The sequence below is a fragment of the Mucilaginibacter sp. P2_A5 genome (assembly GCF_056404995.1).
Genome location: NZ_JBFUCY010000003.1, coordinates 248,876 through 265,162 on the forward strand (window position 1 = coordinate 248,876; position 16,287 = coordinate 265,162).

Genomic DNA, 16,287 nt, shown 5'->3' on the forward strand with positions numbered 1-16,287 from the left:
GTGCGATTCCTTCCTTGGGACGGAGGAGCCAGGGGTTAGATCAAGCGTTCACAGGTGCATTTTACAGCCGTATGGTACTCCCCTCACCATCGGGAGGGAACTAAAAATCTTCCGAACACTTATAGAAACAAACTCCAGCAACGGCTTTGGATTTACCTGATGCCGACTAAAATATTTAACTTTTATTAACAAAACAGTTTAGCAAAAATCAAACTGCAGATAGCTATATTGTACCAATGAAGCTAACCTTATTAACCCTTTTGATAGTTTTTGCCAGTAGGGTAACTGCAATAGCCCAGGATAAAATGGTTATAAAAACAGACTATGGGGGCACTACGGGGTATGAAGATTGCGATAGAGAAATATCTTCATTAAATAAGCTACCTCATTTTATAAGGGTAGATATTGATAGCCTGTTAAAACACACCTTAGGAGAATTTGCTGCCGGAGTTAAGTTTTCGCATGGACAGATTGTAAATGTAAAAAAGTATTTTTCCAAAGACGATGGACAGCCATCCGACTATAAATGGGTGGTCCCGAAATATGACCTCAAATTTGCCTTACAGGATACTACAATAGGGATAACAAACTATTGCCTTGAAATACGGCTTGATCAATATGGCCAGTTACTTAAAATAAACTGGCCGGGAAGGGGTTATAAATCCAAATCCATATTTTTAGACAGGAACCTAATCAAGGATTTTGCGTTAAGCAAGGCGGCGGACTTGAATTTTTATCAAAAAGGTTACGAGGTTAATTTCCAGTACGATAACCAAAAAGAACAGTTTTATTGGGTATTTTTATTTCCTGCTGATTTATCGAATAAAGACAATAAACAATACTATTGTATTGAAGTTAACTGGGCTAACATGAATGATTTTATAGTAACCATAGTTGACAAAACTATCTTTTATTAACCCTTCATTCAGCCTGTGGTCGGTGTTATCACCGCACCACTTCCAGTTGGCCTTCAGCCTGTGGTCGGTGTTATCACCGCACCACTTCCAGTTGGCCTTACGGAAGCCCGGTATTATATAGATTTGCAACTAAAGCATATGTAAAATACAAACTTTGGCTGGTGCGGTGATAACACCGACCAGAAGCTAACTGACTTCAATGATTGTTACGTTGAACGTGCAGATGTGGATAATCAATTAGTGTTTATTACCGAGAATAAGGTTCATTGGCAGGATGTTGAATTTGTGAAGGTTAAATAAAGGTAGCTTGTTACCATAGACGCGTAGCTGCAACAGGGCCCGCATGGTAACAAAAAATGCCGCATTGCCTGGTTAATAAATTGCTCCGGTAACCTTAATCACCGTAGTTATAAACTACAAGCATACCCATTCGGAAATCGAACAATGGAAGACTAAAGGCAGCAGGGGAAACGAAAAGAGAAAGAAAAAAAGCCAGGGACGAATTAAGGAAAGAACTTAATAAAGAGTCAGGATAATAAACGATGAAAATTATATTAAGCGTGATTTTGTGCGTCTTATGTCAAACACAAAACCAATTAGAGGTTGGACAAAAGCTAAATAAAGACATAAAAATAATTGACTATAACCAATACATTATGGATAGTTCTGGAAGTATCAAAAAGGGATATGAAGTTTTATACAACCACTGTAAATTTAATATCACATTTGATACCGAACATAAAGTAGAAGCTATATTCACAAATGACAGGAAGTTTTTAACAGATGACAGTATCAGGGTTGGAATGTTATATGGCGACATTAAGCAGAAACTTGCCGGTAAAACGCCTCATATTCAACCTGGGTGGGCACATTATTGCATATCTCAATCAGGCTGGAAGATTGCCTTTGATTACAATTCTATTGTTTGCGATACATCAAAAGTAACTTTTATTTTTAAGTCTAAAAATGTTAGATAACCTTTTAGAGCGTCGTATGGTACAAGCAAAGACGGTACCGAATATGTTTACACCAAGAATGGCTGGAATGCAAAACCAACCAAAATGAAATTAACAGATTTACAATCAAAAATTCCTATATATGGTACTATTAAAGGCATTGTTAGTTCTGATAGCGGCTGTTACCAACCCAAGCCTTAAAAGCGTGGTACCCAACAATAACGAAGTTTGTGAAAACAAGCAATTAATGTTCTATAGCAAATCAGATACTGTTGTTTTAAAAGAGAAAGAGTATGCGGTCAAAATAAACCCAATCGGCTTTCAGTTCGTATTTCTGAATAAAGCTAAATTGAAGAGGATTTATAAACTTTACGACCCCACTTTTAGGGCATGTTTAGACGGGAAATTAATTGTGGCCAAAGGAATATTTGTACTTAGTTCCGCTGTACCAGAAGGGGTGGACTACTTCTTTACATTTGGTAAAGACAAGCGAATTCTTAAATATGATACCTTACTATTCAGGAAAGCCCCTTGTTGTCCTTAGTATTCTCCTTTGGTGCGACGCGTATCGCGGGTAGCCAGCTGACAGGTAAAAAAAGCTATGTAATGAATTAAAAAGTCCGGATTTGAACGTTTATCAGGGCTTTTCTTGTAATCTGGTGCGGTTAGTACCAGATACAGGGGCTTTCTAAATAAATAGGTTTATGAAAAAAAAATTAAACGAAAAGCAAGAAGCGGAATCCATATTTATAACCAAATGGTGTTTAACCATTATCGATTTTATATATTCTAATAATTCAGTTAATCCTCATCTTATCAAGCTTAGAAAGCAAGCCTTTAGCGATGAAACAAAAACAAAGTACCTGGAACAAACTAGCCCTGGAATATATTTAAAGGGAATAAGGCAAGCGTATATAGATGTTAATGAAATGGCCAAAGATGCACCAAGACAAATATTAGAGGAATTGAATAAGATACTTCGTAATAAGTTCGGGAAAGATTTAAGTACCTATTCACAAAATATTTCAAGCCGAATTGAAGAAATATTAAAACGAGGAAAAATTATTGATGACGATGAGTTTAAAATTGTGGAGGAAAAAGTAAGTGAATTATGTCAGGTTGATCCTCAGTTACTCGAAGTGACTACTTTTAATAATTTACTGTCGGTTTACCATGAATTGAGAAGGTAGAATTTATTGTATCAAAGTTCTGGTTCCTCTGTCGCTGCCGCAAGGCTCCAGCCTTGTGGCCCGCTGATAGGTAAACGCCATGCTAAGTAATAAATATGCAACACCCGGATGAAAATAAACATCCGGGTGTTTTTGTATACCTGCAATTCGCGTTAAGGATTGCAGTGAAAAGCCCACAGCGCGGGCAAGCCGGGGCGGCAAAAGCAAAGCGAGGACTTGTAACGGAAAGCCAGACCGCCGCTTCTACCAGCGGGGGGGAACGCCCAGTTTTAAGTCAAAAGTAAAAATTCAAAAGTCGAAAATTCTATTGCGGGGTGGCTGACTGATTAGCCGGTGTATTTTGGGCCCGCGCTAAATATCAACATTTCTGCCCTCCCCCCCCCTTTTACGGCGCGGTCATCGTTTTCCTGGAAATTGGGTGTACGCTAAAATAGCCCAAGGCGCCGCCGGTAACGTTGCTAAGCGGGTTGGCCGGGGCGGCGTTGTTGCCGTCGCCGGTGGCGCCTGCTGTAAGGCTGAAAAAGTATTTGTACACGGCGGGGTCGATGCTTTGCATCTCGATGGTAACCTGGTTGCCCGGGCGGATGTCGCGGGCCGGGTCGTCATTATTGTTGTCGAAATTAAGGCGGGTGTTTACTTCCTGGCCGTTGGTAAATTCATCGTTATCCAGCAGTACCGATTCTTCTTTGCGGTTGTTTACGTATTGCACAAAACGGTAGTAGTTTTTGGTAGCCACCGGGTCGTGGTATTTTACGGTTACAAATTTACGGATGCTGCCATCCTTATTATTTTCAAAATCGCTTTTAACCAGGTAAATGCTATCCAGGGGCACAGCAGCCGGCATGGCGCAGGTTGAAGCGAATGTTTTGCCCGCAACCTGCACATTCAATTTATAAATATGGCCGTAAGCACCTTTCAGGGTGTTGTTTTTATAAATACCGCCGCCCGCTGCGGTAAGCGGGTAAACGGTATTATCGTCGGTAATGGTTACCTGTGCGCCATCAATACCTACTATATCGTTATTATCGGTAAAGTTTTTGGTTTGGCTTAGGGTTACTTTGCACCCGCCGGTTTCGTTGGTGAGCACGCCTTCAACAACGTATTGTGGCGTGGTATCTTTCAGTGTAAGGTTGATCGCCTTTTCGCACGAGCATAGCGCTATGGCAAACAGGGCGGGTATCATATATTTTATAGTGGTGTGCATACAGTTAAAATTTAAAGTTATAGGTGATGGAAGGCACAAAGGTGAACAGGGTAGTCCTCACGGCTTCGGTGCGGCTGGCATCATCTTTATTATTGCGGAAATAAATGCGATAGGCATTATGGTTACCCAGGGCATTGTACAGGCTAAAAGTTAAGTCCGTTTCAAATTTGCTGGTCTTTTTTAACTGGCGGGTGGCGCCAAGATCAAGCCGGTTGTATGCCGGCATCCTGTCGGCATTCCGGCTGGTGTAGTAGTAATAATTTGCCCCATCCACCTGGTACTTGCCATTGGGGAAGGTTACGGCATCGCCGGTGTAGTATATAAAATTGGCCGATAGGGTCCACTTTTCGGTGGCTTTGTACATGGCTACAATGGCCAGGTCGTGCGTGCGGTCTTGCCGGGCATTGTACCATTGGTTGTTATTAATGCCATCAATCCGGCGTTCGGTTTTGGCCAGGGTATAGCTTACCCAGCCGGTTAAGCGTCCTGTTTTCTTTTTAAACAGCAACTCGGCCCCATAAGCGCGGCCTTTGCCATAAAGTAGTTGGGTTTCAATAGCCTGGTTGGTAAAAATATTGGCGCCGTTGCGGTAGTCGACCTGGTTTTGCATTTTTTTATAATAAGTTTCAAAGGTGAACTCATATTTATGGTCGCTAAAATCGCGGTAATAGCCTACCGAAAACTGGTCGGCCAGTTCGGGTTTAATAACGTTGGTGCTGGCCACCCATTTATCCGTTGGCGAACCTGAGTTAGAATTAGAAATAAGGTGCAAATTTTGCGCGTTACGTGCATATGATGCCTTTACCGAACTGTAATCATTGAGCGAATAGGCTGCAGCGATGCGTGGCTCGGGGTTAACATAGGTTTTAACCGCCTGCCCTGATGAATAGTGTTTTGAACCGGTGATGTTTCCATCGGCATCAAAGGTATAATAATCGCCCTGCCCCAGGATGGTAAAGGCCGACAGGCGAACGCCGTAAGTAAGGTTAAAACGATCAGACGCTTTCCAGGTATTGGTGGCGTACAGCGAATTTTCAAGCGCGTACCTGTTTTGCAGGCTCTGCGATATAATGCCCGAGTTGCCGGTTGATGAAATTTCGCCGGGCTTAATGGTATGATAAATGGCGTTAAAGCCAAAGCTGATGGTGTTTTTATCGCCGGCGTAGTATTGCAGGTCCTCTTTCAGGTTAAGGTCTTTTATTTGCGAATAGATCAGGAACTCGTTTACATCCTCTTTTATATTGATTTTGTAATCATAATCGCTGTAAATAAGCGAGGTGTTTGAAAACAGCTGGCTGTTAAAAATGTGGTTCCAACGGAGTGTACCGGTGGTATTGCCCCAGTTAATGCCTGCTATATCGCTGGCCTTTAGTACATCTTTACCAAAGTATCCGGATAAAAATATCCTGTCCTTATCGCCCAGGATATAATTGGCCTTGGCGTTGATATCATAAAAATACAGCTGACTCTTTTTGGCGATAGAATCTTTAGAAAAAGCCAGGAAAGCATCCGCATAAGTGCGGCGGGCCGAGATAAGGAACGATGATTTATTTTTTTGGATGGGGCCTTCCACATTAATCCGGGCGGCTATCAGCCCAACGCCGCCGCTTACGCCAAGCTTTTGGTTGTTGCCCTCATTCATTTTAATATCCAGCACGGATGATAGCCTGCCACCGTATTGGGCCGGCATATCGCCTTTATAAATGCTGATGTTTTTGATGGCATCGGAGTTAAAGGTTGAGAAGAACCCCAACAGGTGCGATGCGTTATAAACAGGCGCTTCATCCAGCAGGATCAGGTTTTGATCAGATGCGCCGCCGCGTACATAAAAGCCGCCGCTGCCTTCGCCCGCCGATTTGATGCCAGGCAACAGCTGAATGGTTTTGATGATATCGCGTTCGCCCAGTAAAACCGGGATGTTTTTGGTTTCCTGCACGCTTAAATGTTCAACCCCCATTTGCGGGCTGGCCAAATCGCGGGTGCCGGGTGCTTTGGCGCTGATGGTAACTTCCTGCAAGGCCTGTTCATTATTATCCATGCTGATATTGAGCTGTTGGCTGGCGGTGAGGTCTACTTGCACAAAAGCGCTTTTTTGACCAATAGCGCTGATGGCCAGCTGATGATTGCCGGCCGGCAGGGTAATGGAGTAAAAGCCGTACTCGTTACTTGAAGTGCCCTGGCTTGCATCGGGAACCCTGATGGTGGCGCCAATAATGGTTTCGCCGCTTTGTTTTGATTTAACGGTACCGCTTAGGGTGAATTTGCCGCCTGCCACGGCGGCCGGCAACTTTTTTATTTTAGCCGCATCATATTTAATCATGATGTCCTGGTCCAACACCGAAAAGCTGAAGGGGGCTGATGCAAAAGCTTGTTTTAATACATCGCCTAAAGGCTGGTTTTTGGCATCGATGCTGATTTTTGCCGGGCTTTGCGCAACGGTTTGGTTATAGGTAAACCTAACACCGCAGGCAGCGGTTATTTTATCTAAGGCTTGTTTAACCGGTTCATTATTTATGCTGATGGTAACGGATTTATCCAGCGGGCTTTGCGCATAAACCTGTTGACTTGCTATAAGTAAAACGATGGCGCAAAGTAACGTTCGGAACAGGATAGGTATTTGCAGTACAGCGCAAATCAACATGGATAACCATGTGGGTTTGGTTTTATTCATTTTGTGTAGGTCTTTTAAATGTGGGTAAGCCGGTAAAAAGCTTACGTGGTTTGAGTTGATTTTCATACCCGGTAATTAGCCGGATCAAAAGGTTAATGTTTAGCTATAATTTCCCGGATGTAGTACTGGTTGCCCACTTTTTGCCAGCGGGTGTTGTCCATTACGGTACAAAGCACATCAAGCTCGGTGCCGATAAGGCGTGTGGTGTTTAGGTGCCCGTAGTATAAACTATTGGCAATGCGCGGGTCAACGTTTATCTGCACGCCATATTGCCTGCCAAGTTCATCGGCAACATTTTGCATTGATGCACCTTCAAAATCATAATTGCCATTGCGCTGGCTAAGGAATTTTGCGGCATCGGGATAGTTTTCTTTCACGAGCGAGCCATCTGTTTTATTAAACACTGCCCTTTGCCTGGCCGTCATGATTTGCTGCCGGCTTTTGCCGCCGGCCGATGTAAGCACGCCCACCTTGCCGCTTATTACGGTAACTTCGGCCGTTTTTGCGTCGGTGTAGGCCCTTACATTAAAGCTTGTACCCAACACAACGGTTTTGATGGCACCCGATTGAATGATAAACGGATGATTGGCATCGTGCTTTACGTCAAAAAAGGCTTCGCCATCCAGTTTTACCAAACGCTGTGCCCCCCTGAAATTATCCGGGTAACTGATGTGGGTTGAAGGGCTTAGCCATACCCTGGTACCATCGGGCAAACTGATTTGCCTGTGCTGGCCCGCTTTGCTCAATAAATCCACCTGTTTTACCGGGTCGATAATATCAAGGATGGCGTTTTTGTAAAAGGCCGCGAAGGCAACCAATACCACAATAGCCGCTGCAGCAGCAATGTTGCGCCATAAGGGAATTACCTTACGTTTTGGTTGCGCAGGCGCTTCCATTTGCGATGCAATACGATTAAAAATGCTATCCTTAAGCTCATTGATGCCGGAGTGCCTGCTGCCCGCAAGCAGTACTTCTTCATCATTAAACCCCTGGTACCACTGCTCAAACCAGGCCATTTCTTCGGGAGTAATGGTGCCGTTTTCAAGCTTATGGGCAAGCTCTTTAACATCGTAGGCTTTGTTTTCCATCGTAAAATATATCTACCTTTTGTACATATAGTCAACGGCGGGGCCGGATACCCTTAGTGAGAAATGAAATTTATTTTGAGGGGGAGTAAGTTAGGGGAAATATGAGCGTTTTATTTTCGCGCAAAGATCGCAAAGGCGCTAAGAGAAAATAAGTAAACCACTTTGCGCCCCTATTATCTTGCATGGGACATTCAAGAAACAAGCTTTTTGGATGCTGTTTCCCAATCCAACAGTAGGTGAGGATTTGTATCAGATTTGCTTTTCCTATCCTTAACTAATTTTTGATATTCAGAGGGAATAGCCATATCATCCTTCCAAATCATCTCATTGAGTTCGAGTTTTTCGGAGGGTGATAATTGCTTTACAGCATCCATCAATTGTTTCAGTGATAATTCTACAGTTATCATAAATCAAAAATAATAAAATCATTACCAAGCCCTACAAAAACCGATCTGCATTGAGCAATATGAAAGCCAATACGGGTGCCGATACGCCCAGGGTTTCCCTTAATTCGCGCAGGGCTTTGCTCATGTGTGCTTCTACTGTTTTTTGCGATATGTTCAGTTCGGCGGCAATTTCGGCGTAGGTTTTATTTTCGTCGCGGCTGAGCAGGAAAACAATGCGGCATTTTTCGGGGAGCTGGCTGACGGTTTTCTCTAACAGTTGCCGCAATTCTTTTTCATGCAGCCAGTCGGCAGTGCTATCGGCAACAATTGGCGATGTCATGGTAAGCTCATCATGCTGCAATTGCCTGCGGTATTGTTTGGCCAGGTGGTTAATCACTTTATATTTTACAGCAACAGCAAGGTAAGTAGCCACCGTATGTGTAAGCTGTAGTGTAGCCCGCCGCAGCCAGATACTTAAAAACACTTCCTGTACCACTTCTTCGGCCTCGTGCTCGTCGTCAAGGCGGTGCAGGGCAACGGCATAGGTTTTATCCCAGTAACGGTTGTACAGTTCGGTAAATGCACCGCGGTCATCCGTCCTGATCAAATCCAGGAGCTGCTGATCGGTATAGGGCTTAGCGAGGGTCAAAATGGGCATGTTTTACGCATAGGATGCCCCAATTTGTTATTGGGTGATGTGTTGGATATGACAAAGGTAAATGGCTAAAGTTACACTAAACGTAAATAATGGTAATTTTATATGCGTTACCACAAAAAATATCGGGCCCGGCGTTTGCCACACGGTGATAAACGTATCCTATGTAACATAACGGGCGCGGTCATGATCGTTCATGTAGCCCATCCATACACGGAAGATTATACTGTAATACGTTTCTTAAACTCCTTCGAACGACATGCCCTTGTTTTGTTTTCGTTGTTTAGATACGGGATTTTTTAAAATGCTACATTTATTTTTCGATTACAAATTTGGTGTATCTTGAACCGGTAATTGAAATTAAAATATTTTTCTGGCCAACTGTCCTATTCCATAAAACCTGGTCGTCTTATAGCTTTAATCACCAAAATTTAAATCATCATGAACGAATTTTTATTGATCTTCAGACAACTTGAAGAAACCGCAACTGAGTCACGCTCACCAGAGCAAATGCAGGCAACCATGAAATTATGGATGGATTGGCTGGGCAGCATTGCCGCTCAAAACAAACTGGTAAGTAACGGCAACCGCCTGTACGGCGGCACCGGATCGGTAGTAAAGCCGGGCAACGTAGTTACCAACGGCCCTTATGTTGAAATAAAAGAATTGATAGGCGGCTACTCCATGATCAAATGCGATACCTTGGAAGAGGCTACCGAAATTTCAAAAGGCTGCCCCATTTTGCTGGTTGGCGGCAATGTTGAGGTACGCCAGATTGTGCCCATGAATATGTAATTTTATGCTGCCACCTCCTGCACCGGGAGGTGGCATTATGCTTGCCATGAACAATACCCAACTGCTGCCACATTTATTCCGTACCGAGTATCGCAAAATAGTATCGGTACTATACAAGCACTTTGGTTTTGAACATCCCGAAATTGCCGAAGACATTGCCAGTGAAACTTTTTTAAGCGCCGCCGAAACCTGGGGGCTTAAGGGTTTGCCCGATAATCCCATAGCCTGGCTTTACGCCGTAGCCCGCAACAGGGCAAAAGATTATTTGAAGCGGAATAAGATCTTCGACCAAAAGGTTACCCCCATTTTGCAATCGGCACATGCAGACTGCCCGGAATTTGAGATTGACCTATCAGACAAACACATTAACGACAGCCAGCTACAGCTGATGTTTGCCATTTGCCAGCCGGTATTACCCGCCGAGGCACAGGTGAGCCTGGCATTAAGAATTCTTTGCGGGTTTGGAATTGATGAAATTGCCGATGCTTTTTTATCCAACAAAGCCACCATCAACAAGCGGCTGTTCAGGGCGAAGGAAAAGCTGCGGGAAGAAAAGGTGAAGATAGAATTCCCGGCCAGGGCAGAAATTGGCAAGCGCCTGCAGGCCGTTTTAACCACCTTATATTTATTGTTTAACGAAGGCTATTACTCTACCAGCCAGGATATCACCTTGCGTAAAGACCTTTGTTTAGAGGCCATGCGGCTCACCTACCTGCTCATAGAAAATGAGTTGACAAACCTGCCCGAAACTTATGCCCTGATGGCGCTGATGTGCTTCCACTCCTCGCGTTTTGACGCCCGTACCGACGAGCATGGCGAGATGGTACGTTATGACGACCAGGATACCAGCCTTTGGGTTGATGAGCTGATTGATAAAGGAAAACACTACCTGGAACTGGCATCCAAAGGGAACCAGGTAAACAAATACCACCTGGAAGCTGCCATTGCCTACTGGCATACTGTTAAGGAGGATACTATAGAGAAATGGGAAAGCATCCTGCAATTATACAACCGCCTGCTCCAAATTGCCTATTCGCCCGCCGCAGCGCTCAACCGCACCTATGCCCTGTACAAAGCCCGTGGCAAACAGGATGCCATTGTTGAAGCGGAAAAACTCAAATTGAACGACAATCACCTGTACCATGTTTTATTGGGCCATTTGTACAAAGATGCTGATAACACGCTGGCCATAGCCCATTTGCAAACCGCGCTAAACCTGGCCAAAACAGCAAGCGAGAAAAACCGGATCAAAAAAGATTTAGGGCAATTAAAGTAACCCGAGTTTCATTAATTTTATACCTACATATATGATAATATCTATTACTTTGTTAATCATGCAATTACGGATAGTCTTTAGCCGAAAGTCTTAAGTTCTCAGTAAAAAAAGAATAAATCCGACTTTTGACTCAAGACTTAGTACTATTAACTTAACACAACATGGCCTACAACGAACAATTAACCAACCGCGTGCGCGAAGCATTAAGCGAACAGTCCAAAATTGACGAGATTAAAATGTTCCAGGGTTTGTGTTTTATGGTTGATGATAAAATGTGTGTTTGCGTACGCGACACCGGCCTGCTTTTCCGCATTGGCCAAAACCAGGCAGCCATTGAATTAGAAAAAGGCGATTGCCGCCAGATGATAAACGGCGATCGGGTAATGAAGGATTATGTTTGGGTTGATGGGGATGACATTAGCGCCAATAAAAAGTTTAGCCATTGGATAGGTTTGGCTTTGGAGTTTAATAAGGTAGCGAAGGCATCGAAGAAACGGGGAGAGAAGGTGAAGGGCAAAAGGTGAAAGGTTAAAGGTGCCCCCCGATAGTCGGTTTACTCCCCCAGATGATTGTCCTCACAGGCATCTCCCCAACATGCCATCGGCTTATCTGGCCAAAACATACCGCCGGAATAGCGGTTTGTGAAGACACACCCCCCTGGGGAAGGGCTAAAACCGCCACGATACGCGTGCGCCAACTTGGAGCCAAAATCAAATATCTCCATCCTACCTTATTCGTAAAGAAAGGAAAATGATTTATTACACTGTGGATCTTCCTTCAAGAACAGAATATATAAACTGTCGCCAACCGCATATTTTTCGTTAGTTGTAGATCCAAAATAAGTATTCCCGTCCAATTTAAATAAGTAGTTGATTTGTATAGTACCTTTTCCGCCCACTTTATATTTATCGGTAACTATTCCCCTAATTTTATTATTTTCAGATTTTAGTTTATTATTTAACAGCGTTTGTTTAAGCGAACTCCAAACCAGCCAACCACAACTTACGATGAATAATATTGCAGGAATATTTATCTTAAAACCTTTTATAAATACATTCAATCCTGAAATTTCAATCGTCGATTTATTTACATCTTTTCTCTTTTTCATCACCGTTGTTTTTGTAAATCGTTGTCATTTGCTCGTTTTCTGATTTTTTGCTTTACTACAGCTTTTCCCCCCGATGACTGTGTCCTCACCGGCATCTTCCCGACATGCCGTCGGCTTACCTGGTCCCCACATACCGCCGGAATAGCGGTTTGTGTCCCCACAAACCGCGGGGGAAGAACTTCACGAAATTTTACAACTCAGCGTCTCACTTTATTATTCTTCCGAACTATCCTGTATAGCCGATGGCGTTTCGTACCTGTTCAAAGATTTTTGTAATAATATTTTCATCTGTTTAACCAAAATTCTTGGCCCCAATACTTTTATTTTTGACCCGAAACCCAGCAGTTCGCGCTCCAGTTCAAAATTCATGATCACGCGGATGGTAAAAACTTTGCCGCCATTCTCTTCGCTCACTACTTTTTGGGTATGGTGCAGGGGCTTGGTAATCACGTAGGGCGCGTTGGCATCGTCAATCCAAAATACCACTTGCGTATTGCGCTGTCCCGGCGATTTGGTTACGCCGATAACATCATTATAATAGCTGCCAAAATCTATCGATTTATTTTCGCGGTACTCGTCGGCATGTTCTTCTATAGCTTGAATCCTGTCCAACGCCAGGTTTAACATTTGGGCGTTTCTTGTATGTGGCATACCCAATACAAACCAACGGTTGCGATACTCTTTAAGCAAATACCCGCTAAAGCAAAAGCTACTGGCTTCGCGTGCCTTGAATGATTGATAAGTTACGCACATGGTTTTTTTAGCTACGATGGCCTTGCGGATAACCTCGATATACTCCAGCCCCTTCAGGTTGTCGTTTTTTTCAAAATCGATAACCGGGGTGCTGTGTGTTTTTTGGGAATAGATTTTATCCTCCAGCTTGCTCACCATTTCGTTCAGGTCGGTAAAGTGATTAAAGCCTTTAAACTGTTTTAGCAGGCTTGATACCTCGCTCAGCACTTTTAAATCCTGCTGGTTGATGGGGCTGTTGGTAATGCTGTAATTTTTATCGGCATAGGTGTAGTATTTTTTATCAACCACAATAATGGGAGCCTCGTAGCCCAGCTTATTGCTGCGCATCATCTCGATATCGGCCTGTACCGATCGGCGGCTCACCCCTTTATCAATACCTTCAAATTCATACAAGGCATCCGAGCAGGCATCAATTAAATCATCAAGCGTCCATTTTTTATAGCGGTTTTGCAGGCAATTGTCAATGGTGCGGTAGCGGATAAGGGCATTGCGGTTTACAGGCATGTTTGTTGATTTCGGAATTGGGATGTTCGGTTTCGGATTTATTTTTGAATTTATTTTGCGATGAATTTATGATTTATTTTTTACTGCGCAAAAAGACTGCGCAGTGGCTGTTTTATTTTGTATCATCAAAAAGATAATAATGGTCATGGAAAAAGAAAAGATCAGCAACAACGAGCTAAAAAACCTTGGTATTAATGACGTGGAGATATTGGTAAGCTTTGGCCGCGTGGCATCGGGCTTATTAAAAAACGAGGTAATGAGCAAAGCGGATATACTGGCCAACCTGGAAGCCTTAATTAACGACCCTGCACCCTACCTGTTTAACAACGATGGCAAATTTAAAAACCTTGCCGAAAGTGTTATCGCTTTGCGTAAAGAGGGGAAATTTTTAAAACAGGAAAGTAACGCATTTAAACTAAAAGAAGAAACTGCCGATTTTCCGGTTTGGGGATTGGAACATATAGAGTCAGGTGCACTGGCCCAAATGCGTACCGCTGTAAAACTGCCTATTGCCGTAGCCGGCGCTTTAATGCCCGATGCGCACCAAGGTTATGGCCTGCCTATTGGCGGTGTGCTGGCCACCAGGGCCAACACCATTATACCCTTTGCGGTGGGCGTGGATATTGCCTGCCGGATGTGCCTGAGCATTTTTGATTTGCCGGCCCAAATGATAGATATCGAAACGGATAAATTAAAAAACATGCTGGGCGACCATACCTATTTTGGTATTGGATGTACCACCAAATCGCATTTCGATAGCTCGTTGTTTGATAGCAATACCTGGAAGGAAACAAAAGTGATCCGTTCATTGAAAGATAAAGCTTATGCGCAATTGGGGACAAGCGGAACAGGTAACCATTTTGTGGAGTGGGGCGAGCTAAGTATTGCCGATGGAGCTTTAGACGGAATACCGGCCGGTAATTACCTGGCTTTACTATCGCACTCCGGTTCTCGTGGTTTTGGTGGTAGCGTAGCCGGCCATTACTCTAAAATAGCCATGGACAAAACCAGGCTGCCGGCCGAAGCCAAACACCTGGCCTGGCTTGATTTGGATAAGGATGAGGGCCAGGAATACTGGATTGCCATGAACCTGGCCGGCGAGTATGCCAGCGCCAACCACCACGAAATCCATAGCAAGGTAGCCCGCGTGCTTAACCAGCAACCGGTTATGATGATTGAAAACCACCATAATTTTGCCTGGAAAGAAAAGCTGGCCGATGGTACCGAAGTAATGGTGCACCGTAAAGGTGCAACCCCGGCAGGCAAAGGTGTGCTGGGTATCATCCCGGGATCTATGAGTACGCCCGGTTTTGTGGTACGTGGTAAAGGCGATGCGGCCAGCATCAATTCGGCATCGCACGGCGCGGGCCGGTTAATGAGCCGGAGCGCCGCCTTTAAAACATTGGATAAAGCAGCCATTGCCGCCAACCTGGTTGATAAACGCATCACCCTGATAGGTAGCGATATGGACGAAGCCCCAATGGCCTATAAGGACATCCACACCGTAATGGCCGCCCAAAGCGATCTGGTTGAAGTACTGGCCAAATTTGAGCCGAGGATTGTGAGGATGGCAGATGCAAGGGAGAAGCCGGAGGATTGAGGCATATCCTGTACAATTATTAACAAATTAATTCCTAAACCTGCGTTGGTTCGTTTCACGGGCCAGCGCTAATTTTATTTATGATGAAACCTATCCCATCAACTGCCGAAATATTGGCTTATAAAGTACTTAACAGAAATGGGGGCGGAATATGGATCAACTGGGCTGTTGATATGCTAATAGCAGGATTTGATACTGAACACCTGGTAGAACTCGCCGGTGCAAGCGTTCATGATAGTCATTTTGAATTGCAGGCTTTGGCTACTAAAGCTTTACATGAATTAAACCTTGATTATACAGATAAGCACCAAATAATCAGGAATTATGCCAGTTATTCAATCTTGCTTTCTTTAGATGGGACTACGCCGCCGATAAAAGTATTAAACATTTTGTATGACATCCATTTCGAGCTCGACGAGGAATCATATCTTGAGCACTTTACTCATCTTTATTATGCTAAGGAGGAGGAGCTACTTAATAATGGCGTTCAATGGTATTTCACATCCATAGACAACAGCGATATCGATTCTATCATCCACGATTATTTTGTTCAATGGCTATTAAAAAATCCCGTTAAGTGAGGACAGCCTGTTTATTGTGGATTGACTTTTTCCCTTCGGCAAGCCATATTATTTAATACTATTTTTTCTACCTAACCCTATTGTAAATGAGCAATTTTCTACTTAACTTGGTACTACCAATTTCAAATAAACCAAATAATCAGGAGAAGTCGTCATGAAGAAAAAAGTAAACGTAGTTGATCAGCCTGAGAAGGCGGAAGCTACAAAATCTGAATCAGTACCCTGCCAAAGTCTTAACCCCAAAATGTACCGCGATCACACGCGTTGCGACCACTCGTATGGGCGGGTTAATAAGTTCCCGTTCGGCAGCAGCCACGGGCCGTTCTCATTTTAAGAAGAACTTTATAACGACCTCTTTGCGCAGGCAGGCCATCCCTTGGTCTGTGTGTTTAAGGGTGCACACTTAAGTGCTTAAAAAGTATGCGCCCTTAAATTTTTAGTCTTAAGTTTTATTGTGATGTAAATCGTGTAACGTTGGATAGTCGTAAGTCTAAAGCCTTAAGTTCTAAGTCAGAAAGAATAGATTAGCTTTTGATTATACACTTTAATACTACTAAACGGACGGCCTTTCGTCGACATCCTCAGGTTCTACATCAACAAGAA

At 43.7% G+C, this 16,287-nt stretch carries 17 protein-coding genes; 10 read left to right on the plus strand and 7 right to left on the minus strand.

What is annotated here, in order from left to right:
- Window positions 1-236: 236 nt before the first annotated feature.
- From AC1DXF_RS04310 to AC1DXF_RS04325, 4 genes are all read left to right on the plus strand, one after another.
- Window positions 237-917 (plus strand): hypothetical protein, encoded by a 681-nt coding sequence (locus AC1DXF_RS04310; protein ID WP_477446478.1) that lies wholly within the window; start codon window positions 237-239, stop codon window positions 915-917.
- A 542-nt stretch (window positions 918-1,459) separates the two neighbouring features.
- Window positions 1,460-1,894, plus strand: a complete 435-nt coding sequence (locus AC1DXF_RS04315; protein WP_477446480.1) for a hypothetical protein — start codon at window positions 1,460-1,462, stop codon at window positions 1,892-1,894.
- A gap of 121 nt (window positions 1,895-2,015) precedes the next feature.
- On the plus strand, window positions 2,016-2,417 hold the full coding sequence (locus tag AC1DXF_RS04320; RefSeq protein ID WP_477446482.1) for a hypothetical protein: 402 nt from the start codon (window positions 2,016-2,018) through the stop codon (window positions 2,415-2,417).
- Window positions 2,418-2,577: 160 nt separating this feature from the next.
- Complete coding sequence (locus tag AC1DXF_RS04325; protein ID WP_477446484.1) at window positions 2,578-3,063, plus strand: hypothetical protein; 486 nt, start codon at window positions 2,578-2,580, stop codon at window positions 3,061-3,063.
- A gap of 385 nt (window positions 3,064-3,448) precedes the next feature.
- On the opposite strand, the gene AC1DXF_RS04330 is transcribed toward AC1DXF_RS04325, so the two are convergent.
- From AC1DXF_RS04330 to AC1DXF_RS04350, 5 genes are all read right to left on the minus strand, one after another.
- Window positions 3,449-4,267, minus strand: coding sequence for a DUF4249 domain-containing protein (locus AC1DXF_RS04330; RefSeq protein ID WP_477446486.1), 819 nt, complete (start codon window positions 4,265-4,267; stop codon window positions 3,449-3,451).
- Between the two features lie 4 nt (window positions 4,268-4,271).
- Complete coding sequence (locus tag AC1DXF_RS04335) at window positions 4,272-7,004, minus strand: TonB-dependent receptor (protein WP_477446488.1); 2,733 nt, start codon at window positions 7,002-7,004, stop codon at window positions 4,272-4,274.
- A 26-nt stretch (window positions 7,005-7,030) separates the two neighbouring features.
- Window positions 7,031-8,026, minus strand: a complete 996-nt coding sequence (locus AC1DXF_RS04340) for a FecR family protein (RefSeq protein ID WP_477446490.1) — start codon at window positions 8,024-8,026, stop codon at window positions 7,031-7,033.
- 191 nt (window positions 8,027-8,217) lie between these two features.
- The gene (locus AC1DXF_RS04345; RefSeq protein ID WP_477446492.1) at window positions 8,218-8,433 is read right to left on the minus strand and encodes a hypothetical protein; all 216 of its coding nucleotides are present in this window, start codon (window positions 8,431-8,433) and stop codon (window positions 8,218-8,220) included.
- Window positions 8,434-8,464: 31 nt separating this feature from the next.
- The gene (locus tag AC1DXF_RS04350; RefSeq protein WP_477446494.1) at window positions 8,465-9,070 is read right to left on the minus strand and encodes an RNA polymerase sigma-70 factor; all 606 of its coding nucleotides are present in this window, start codon (window positions 9,068-9,070) and stop codon (window positions 8,465-8,467) included.
- Between the two features lie 438 nt (window positions 9,071-9,508).
- Between AC1DXF_RS04350 and AC1DXF_RS04355 the strand changes: the two genes are divergently transcribed.
- From AC1DXF_RS04355 to AC1DXF_RS04365, 3 genes are all read left to right on the plus strand, one after another.
- Window positions 9,509-9,862, plus strand: a complete 354-nt coding sequence (locus AC1DXF_RS04355) for a YciI family protein (protein WP_477446496.1) — start codon at window positions 9,509-9,511, stop codon at window positions 9,860-9,862.
- A 4-nt stretch (window positions 9,863-9,866) separates the two neighbouring features.
- A complete protein-coding gene (locus tag AC1DXF_RS04360; RefSeq protein ID WP_477446498.1) occupies window positions 9,867-11,138 on the plus strand; it encodes an RNA polymerase sigma factor in 1,272 nt (423 codons plus the stop codon).
- A gap of 161 nt (window positions 11,139-11,299) precedes the next feature.
- Window positions 11,300-11,662, plus strand: a complete 363-nt coding sequence (locus tag AC1DXF_RS04365; RefSeq protein ID WP_477446500.1) for a TfoX/Sxy family protein — start codon at window positions 11,300-11,302, stop codon at window positions 11,660-11,662.
- Between the two features lie 206 nt (window positions 11,663-11,868).
- Here the strand turns inward: AC1DXF_RS04365 and AC1DXF_RS04370 are convergent, their stop codons facing one another.
- Entirely contained in the window at window positions 11,869-12,246 is a 378-nt protein-coding gene (locus tag AC1DXF_RS04370; RefSeq protein ID WP_477446502.1) for a hypothetical protein, read from the minus strand.
- A gap of 213 nt (window positions 12,247-12,459) precedes the next feature.
- The gene (locus AC1DXF_RS04375; protein WP_477446504.1) at window positions 12,460-13,503 is read right to left on the minus strand and encodes a helix-turn-helix transcriptional regulator; all 1,044 of its coding nucleotides are present in this window, start codon (window positions 13,501-13,503) and stop codon (window positions 12,460-12,462) included.
- A 145-nt stretch (window positions 13,504-13,648) separates the two neighbouring features.
- On the opposite strand from AC1DXF_RS04375, the gene AC1DXF_RS04380 reads away from it, so the two are divergent.
- The 3 genes from AC1DXF_RS04380 to AC1DXF_RS04390 all read left to right on the plus strand — a co-directional run bounded on the left by AC1DXF_RS04380 (window position 13,649) and on the right by AC1DXF_RS04390 (window position 16,018).
- Window positions 13,649-15,103 carry an RtcB family protein gene (locus AC1DXF_RS04380; protein ID WP_477446506.1) on the plus strand — a complete coding sequence of 485 codons (1,455 nt, stop codon included), beginning with the start codon at window positions 13,649-13,651 and terminating at the stop codon, window positions 15,101-15,103.
- A gap of 80 nt (window positions 15,104-15,183) precedes the next feature.
- Window positions 15,184-15,684: a hypothetical protein gene (locus AC1DXF_RS04385; RefSeq protein WP_477446508.1), complete on the plus strand. Its 501-nt coding sequence runs from the start codon at window positions 15,184-15,186 to the stop codon at window positions 15,682-15,684.
- 154 nt (window positions 15,685-15,838) lie between these two features.
- Entirely contained in the window at window positions 15,839-16,018 is a 180-nt protein-coding gene (locus AC1DXF_RS04390) for a hypothetical protein (protein WP_477446510.1), read from the plus strand.
- Window positions 16,019-16,287 lie beyond the last annotated feature (269 nt).

Coding starts and splice junctions, on each gene's coding strand:
- AC1DXF_RS04310 (WP_477446478.1), top strand. CDS start 237: ATGAAGCTAACCTTATTAACCCTTTTGATAGTTTTTGCCAGTAGGGTA.
- AC1DXF_RS04315 (WP_477446480.1), top strand. CDS start 1,460: ATGAAAATTATATTAAGCGTGATTTTGTGCGTCTTATGTCAAACACAA.
- AC1DXF_RS04320 (WP_477446482.1), top strand. CDS start 2,016: ATGGTACTATTAAAGGCATTGTTAGTTCTGATAGCGGCTGTTACCAAC.
- AC1DXF_RS04325 (WP_477446484.1), top strand. CDS start 2,578: ATGAAAAAAAAATTAAACGAAAAGCAAGAAGCGGAATCCATATTTATA.
- AC1DXF_RS04330 (WP_477446486.1), bottom strand. CDS start 4,267: ATGCACACCACTATAAAATATATGATACCCGCCCTGTTTGCCATAGCG.
- AC1DXF_RS04335 (WP_477446488.1), bottom strand. CDS start 7,004: ATGAAAATCAACTCAAACCACGTAAGCTTTTTACCGGCTTACCCACAT.
- AC1DXF_RS04340 (WP_477446490.1), bottom strand. CDS start 8,026: ATGGAAAACAAAGCCTACGATGTTAAAGAGCTTGCCCATAAGCTTGAA.
- AC1DXF_RS04345 (WP_477446492.1), bottom strand. CDS start 8,433: ATGATAACTGTAGAATTATCACTGAAACAATTGATGGATGCTGTAAAG.
- AC1DXF_RS04350 (WP_477446494.1), bottom strand. CDS start 9,070: ATGCCCATTTTGACCCTCGCTAAGCCCTATACCGATCAGCAGCTCCTG.
- AC1DXF_RS04355 (WP_477446496.1), top strand. CDS start 9,509: ATGAACGAATTTTTATTGATCTTCAGACAACTTGAAGAAACCGCAACT.
- AC1DXF_RS04360 (WP_477446498.1), top strand. CDS start 9,867: ATGCTGCCACCTCCTGCACCGGGAGGTGGCATTATGCTTGCCATGAAC.
- AC1DXF_RS04365 (WP_477446500.1), top strand. CDS start 11,300: ATGGCCTACAACGAACAATTAACCAACCGCGTGCGCGAAGCATTAAGC.
- AC1DXF_RS04370 (WP_477446502.1), bottom strand. CDS start 12,246: ATGAAAAAGAGAAAAGATGTAAATAAATCGACGATTGAAATTTCAGGA.
- AC1DXF_RS04375 (WP_477446504.1), bottom strand. CDS start 13,503: ATGCCTGTAAACCGCAATGCCCTTATCCGCTACCGCACCATTGACAAT.
- AC1DXF_RS04380 (WP_477446506.1), top strand. CDS start 13,649: ATGGAAAAAGAAAAGATCAGCAACAACGAGCTAAAAAACCTTGGTATT.
- AC1DXF_RS04385 (WP_477446508.1), top strand. CDS start 15,184: ATGATGAAACCTATCCCATCAACTGCCGAAATATTGGCTTATAAAGTA.
- AC1DXF_RS04390 (WP_477446510.1), top strand. CDS start 15,839: ATGAAGAAAAAAGTAAACGTAGTTGATCAGCCTGAGAAGGCGGAAGCT.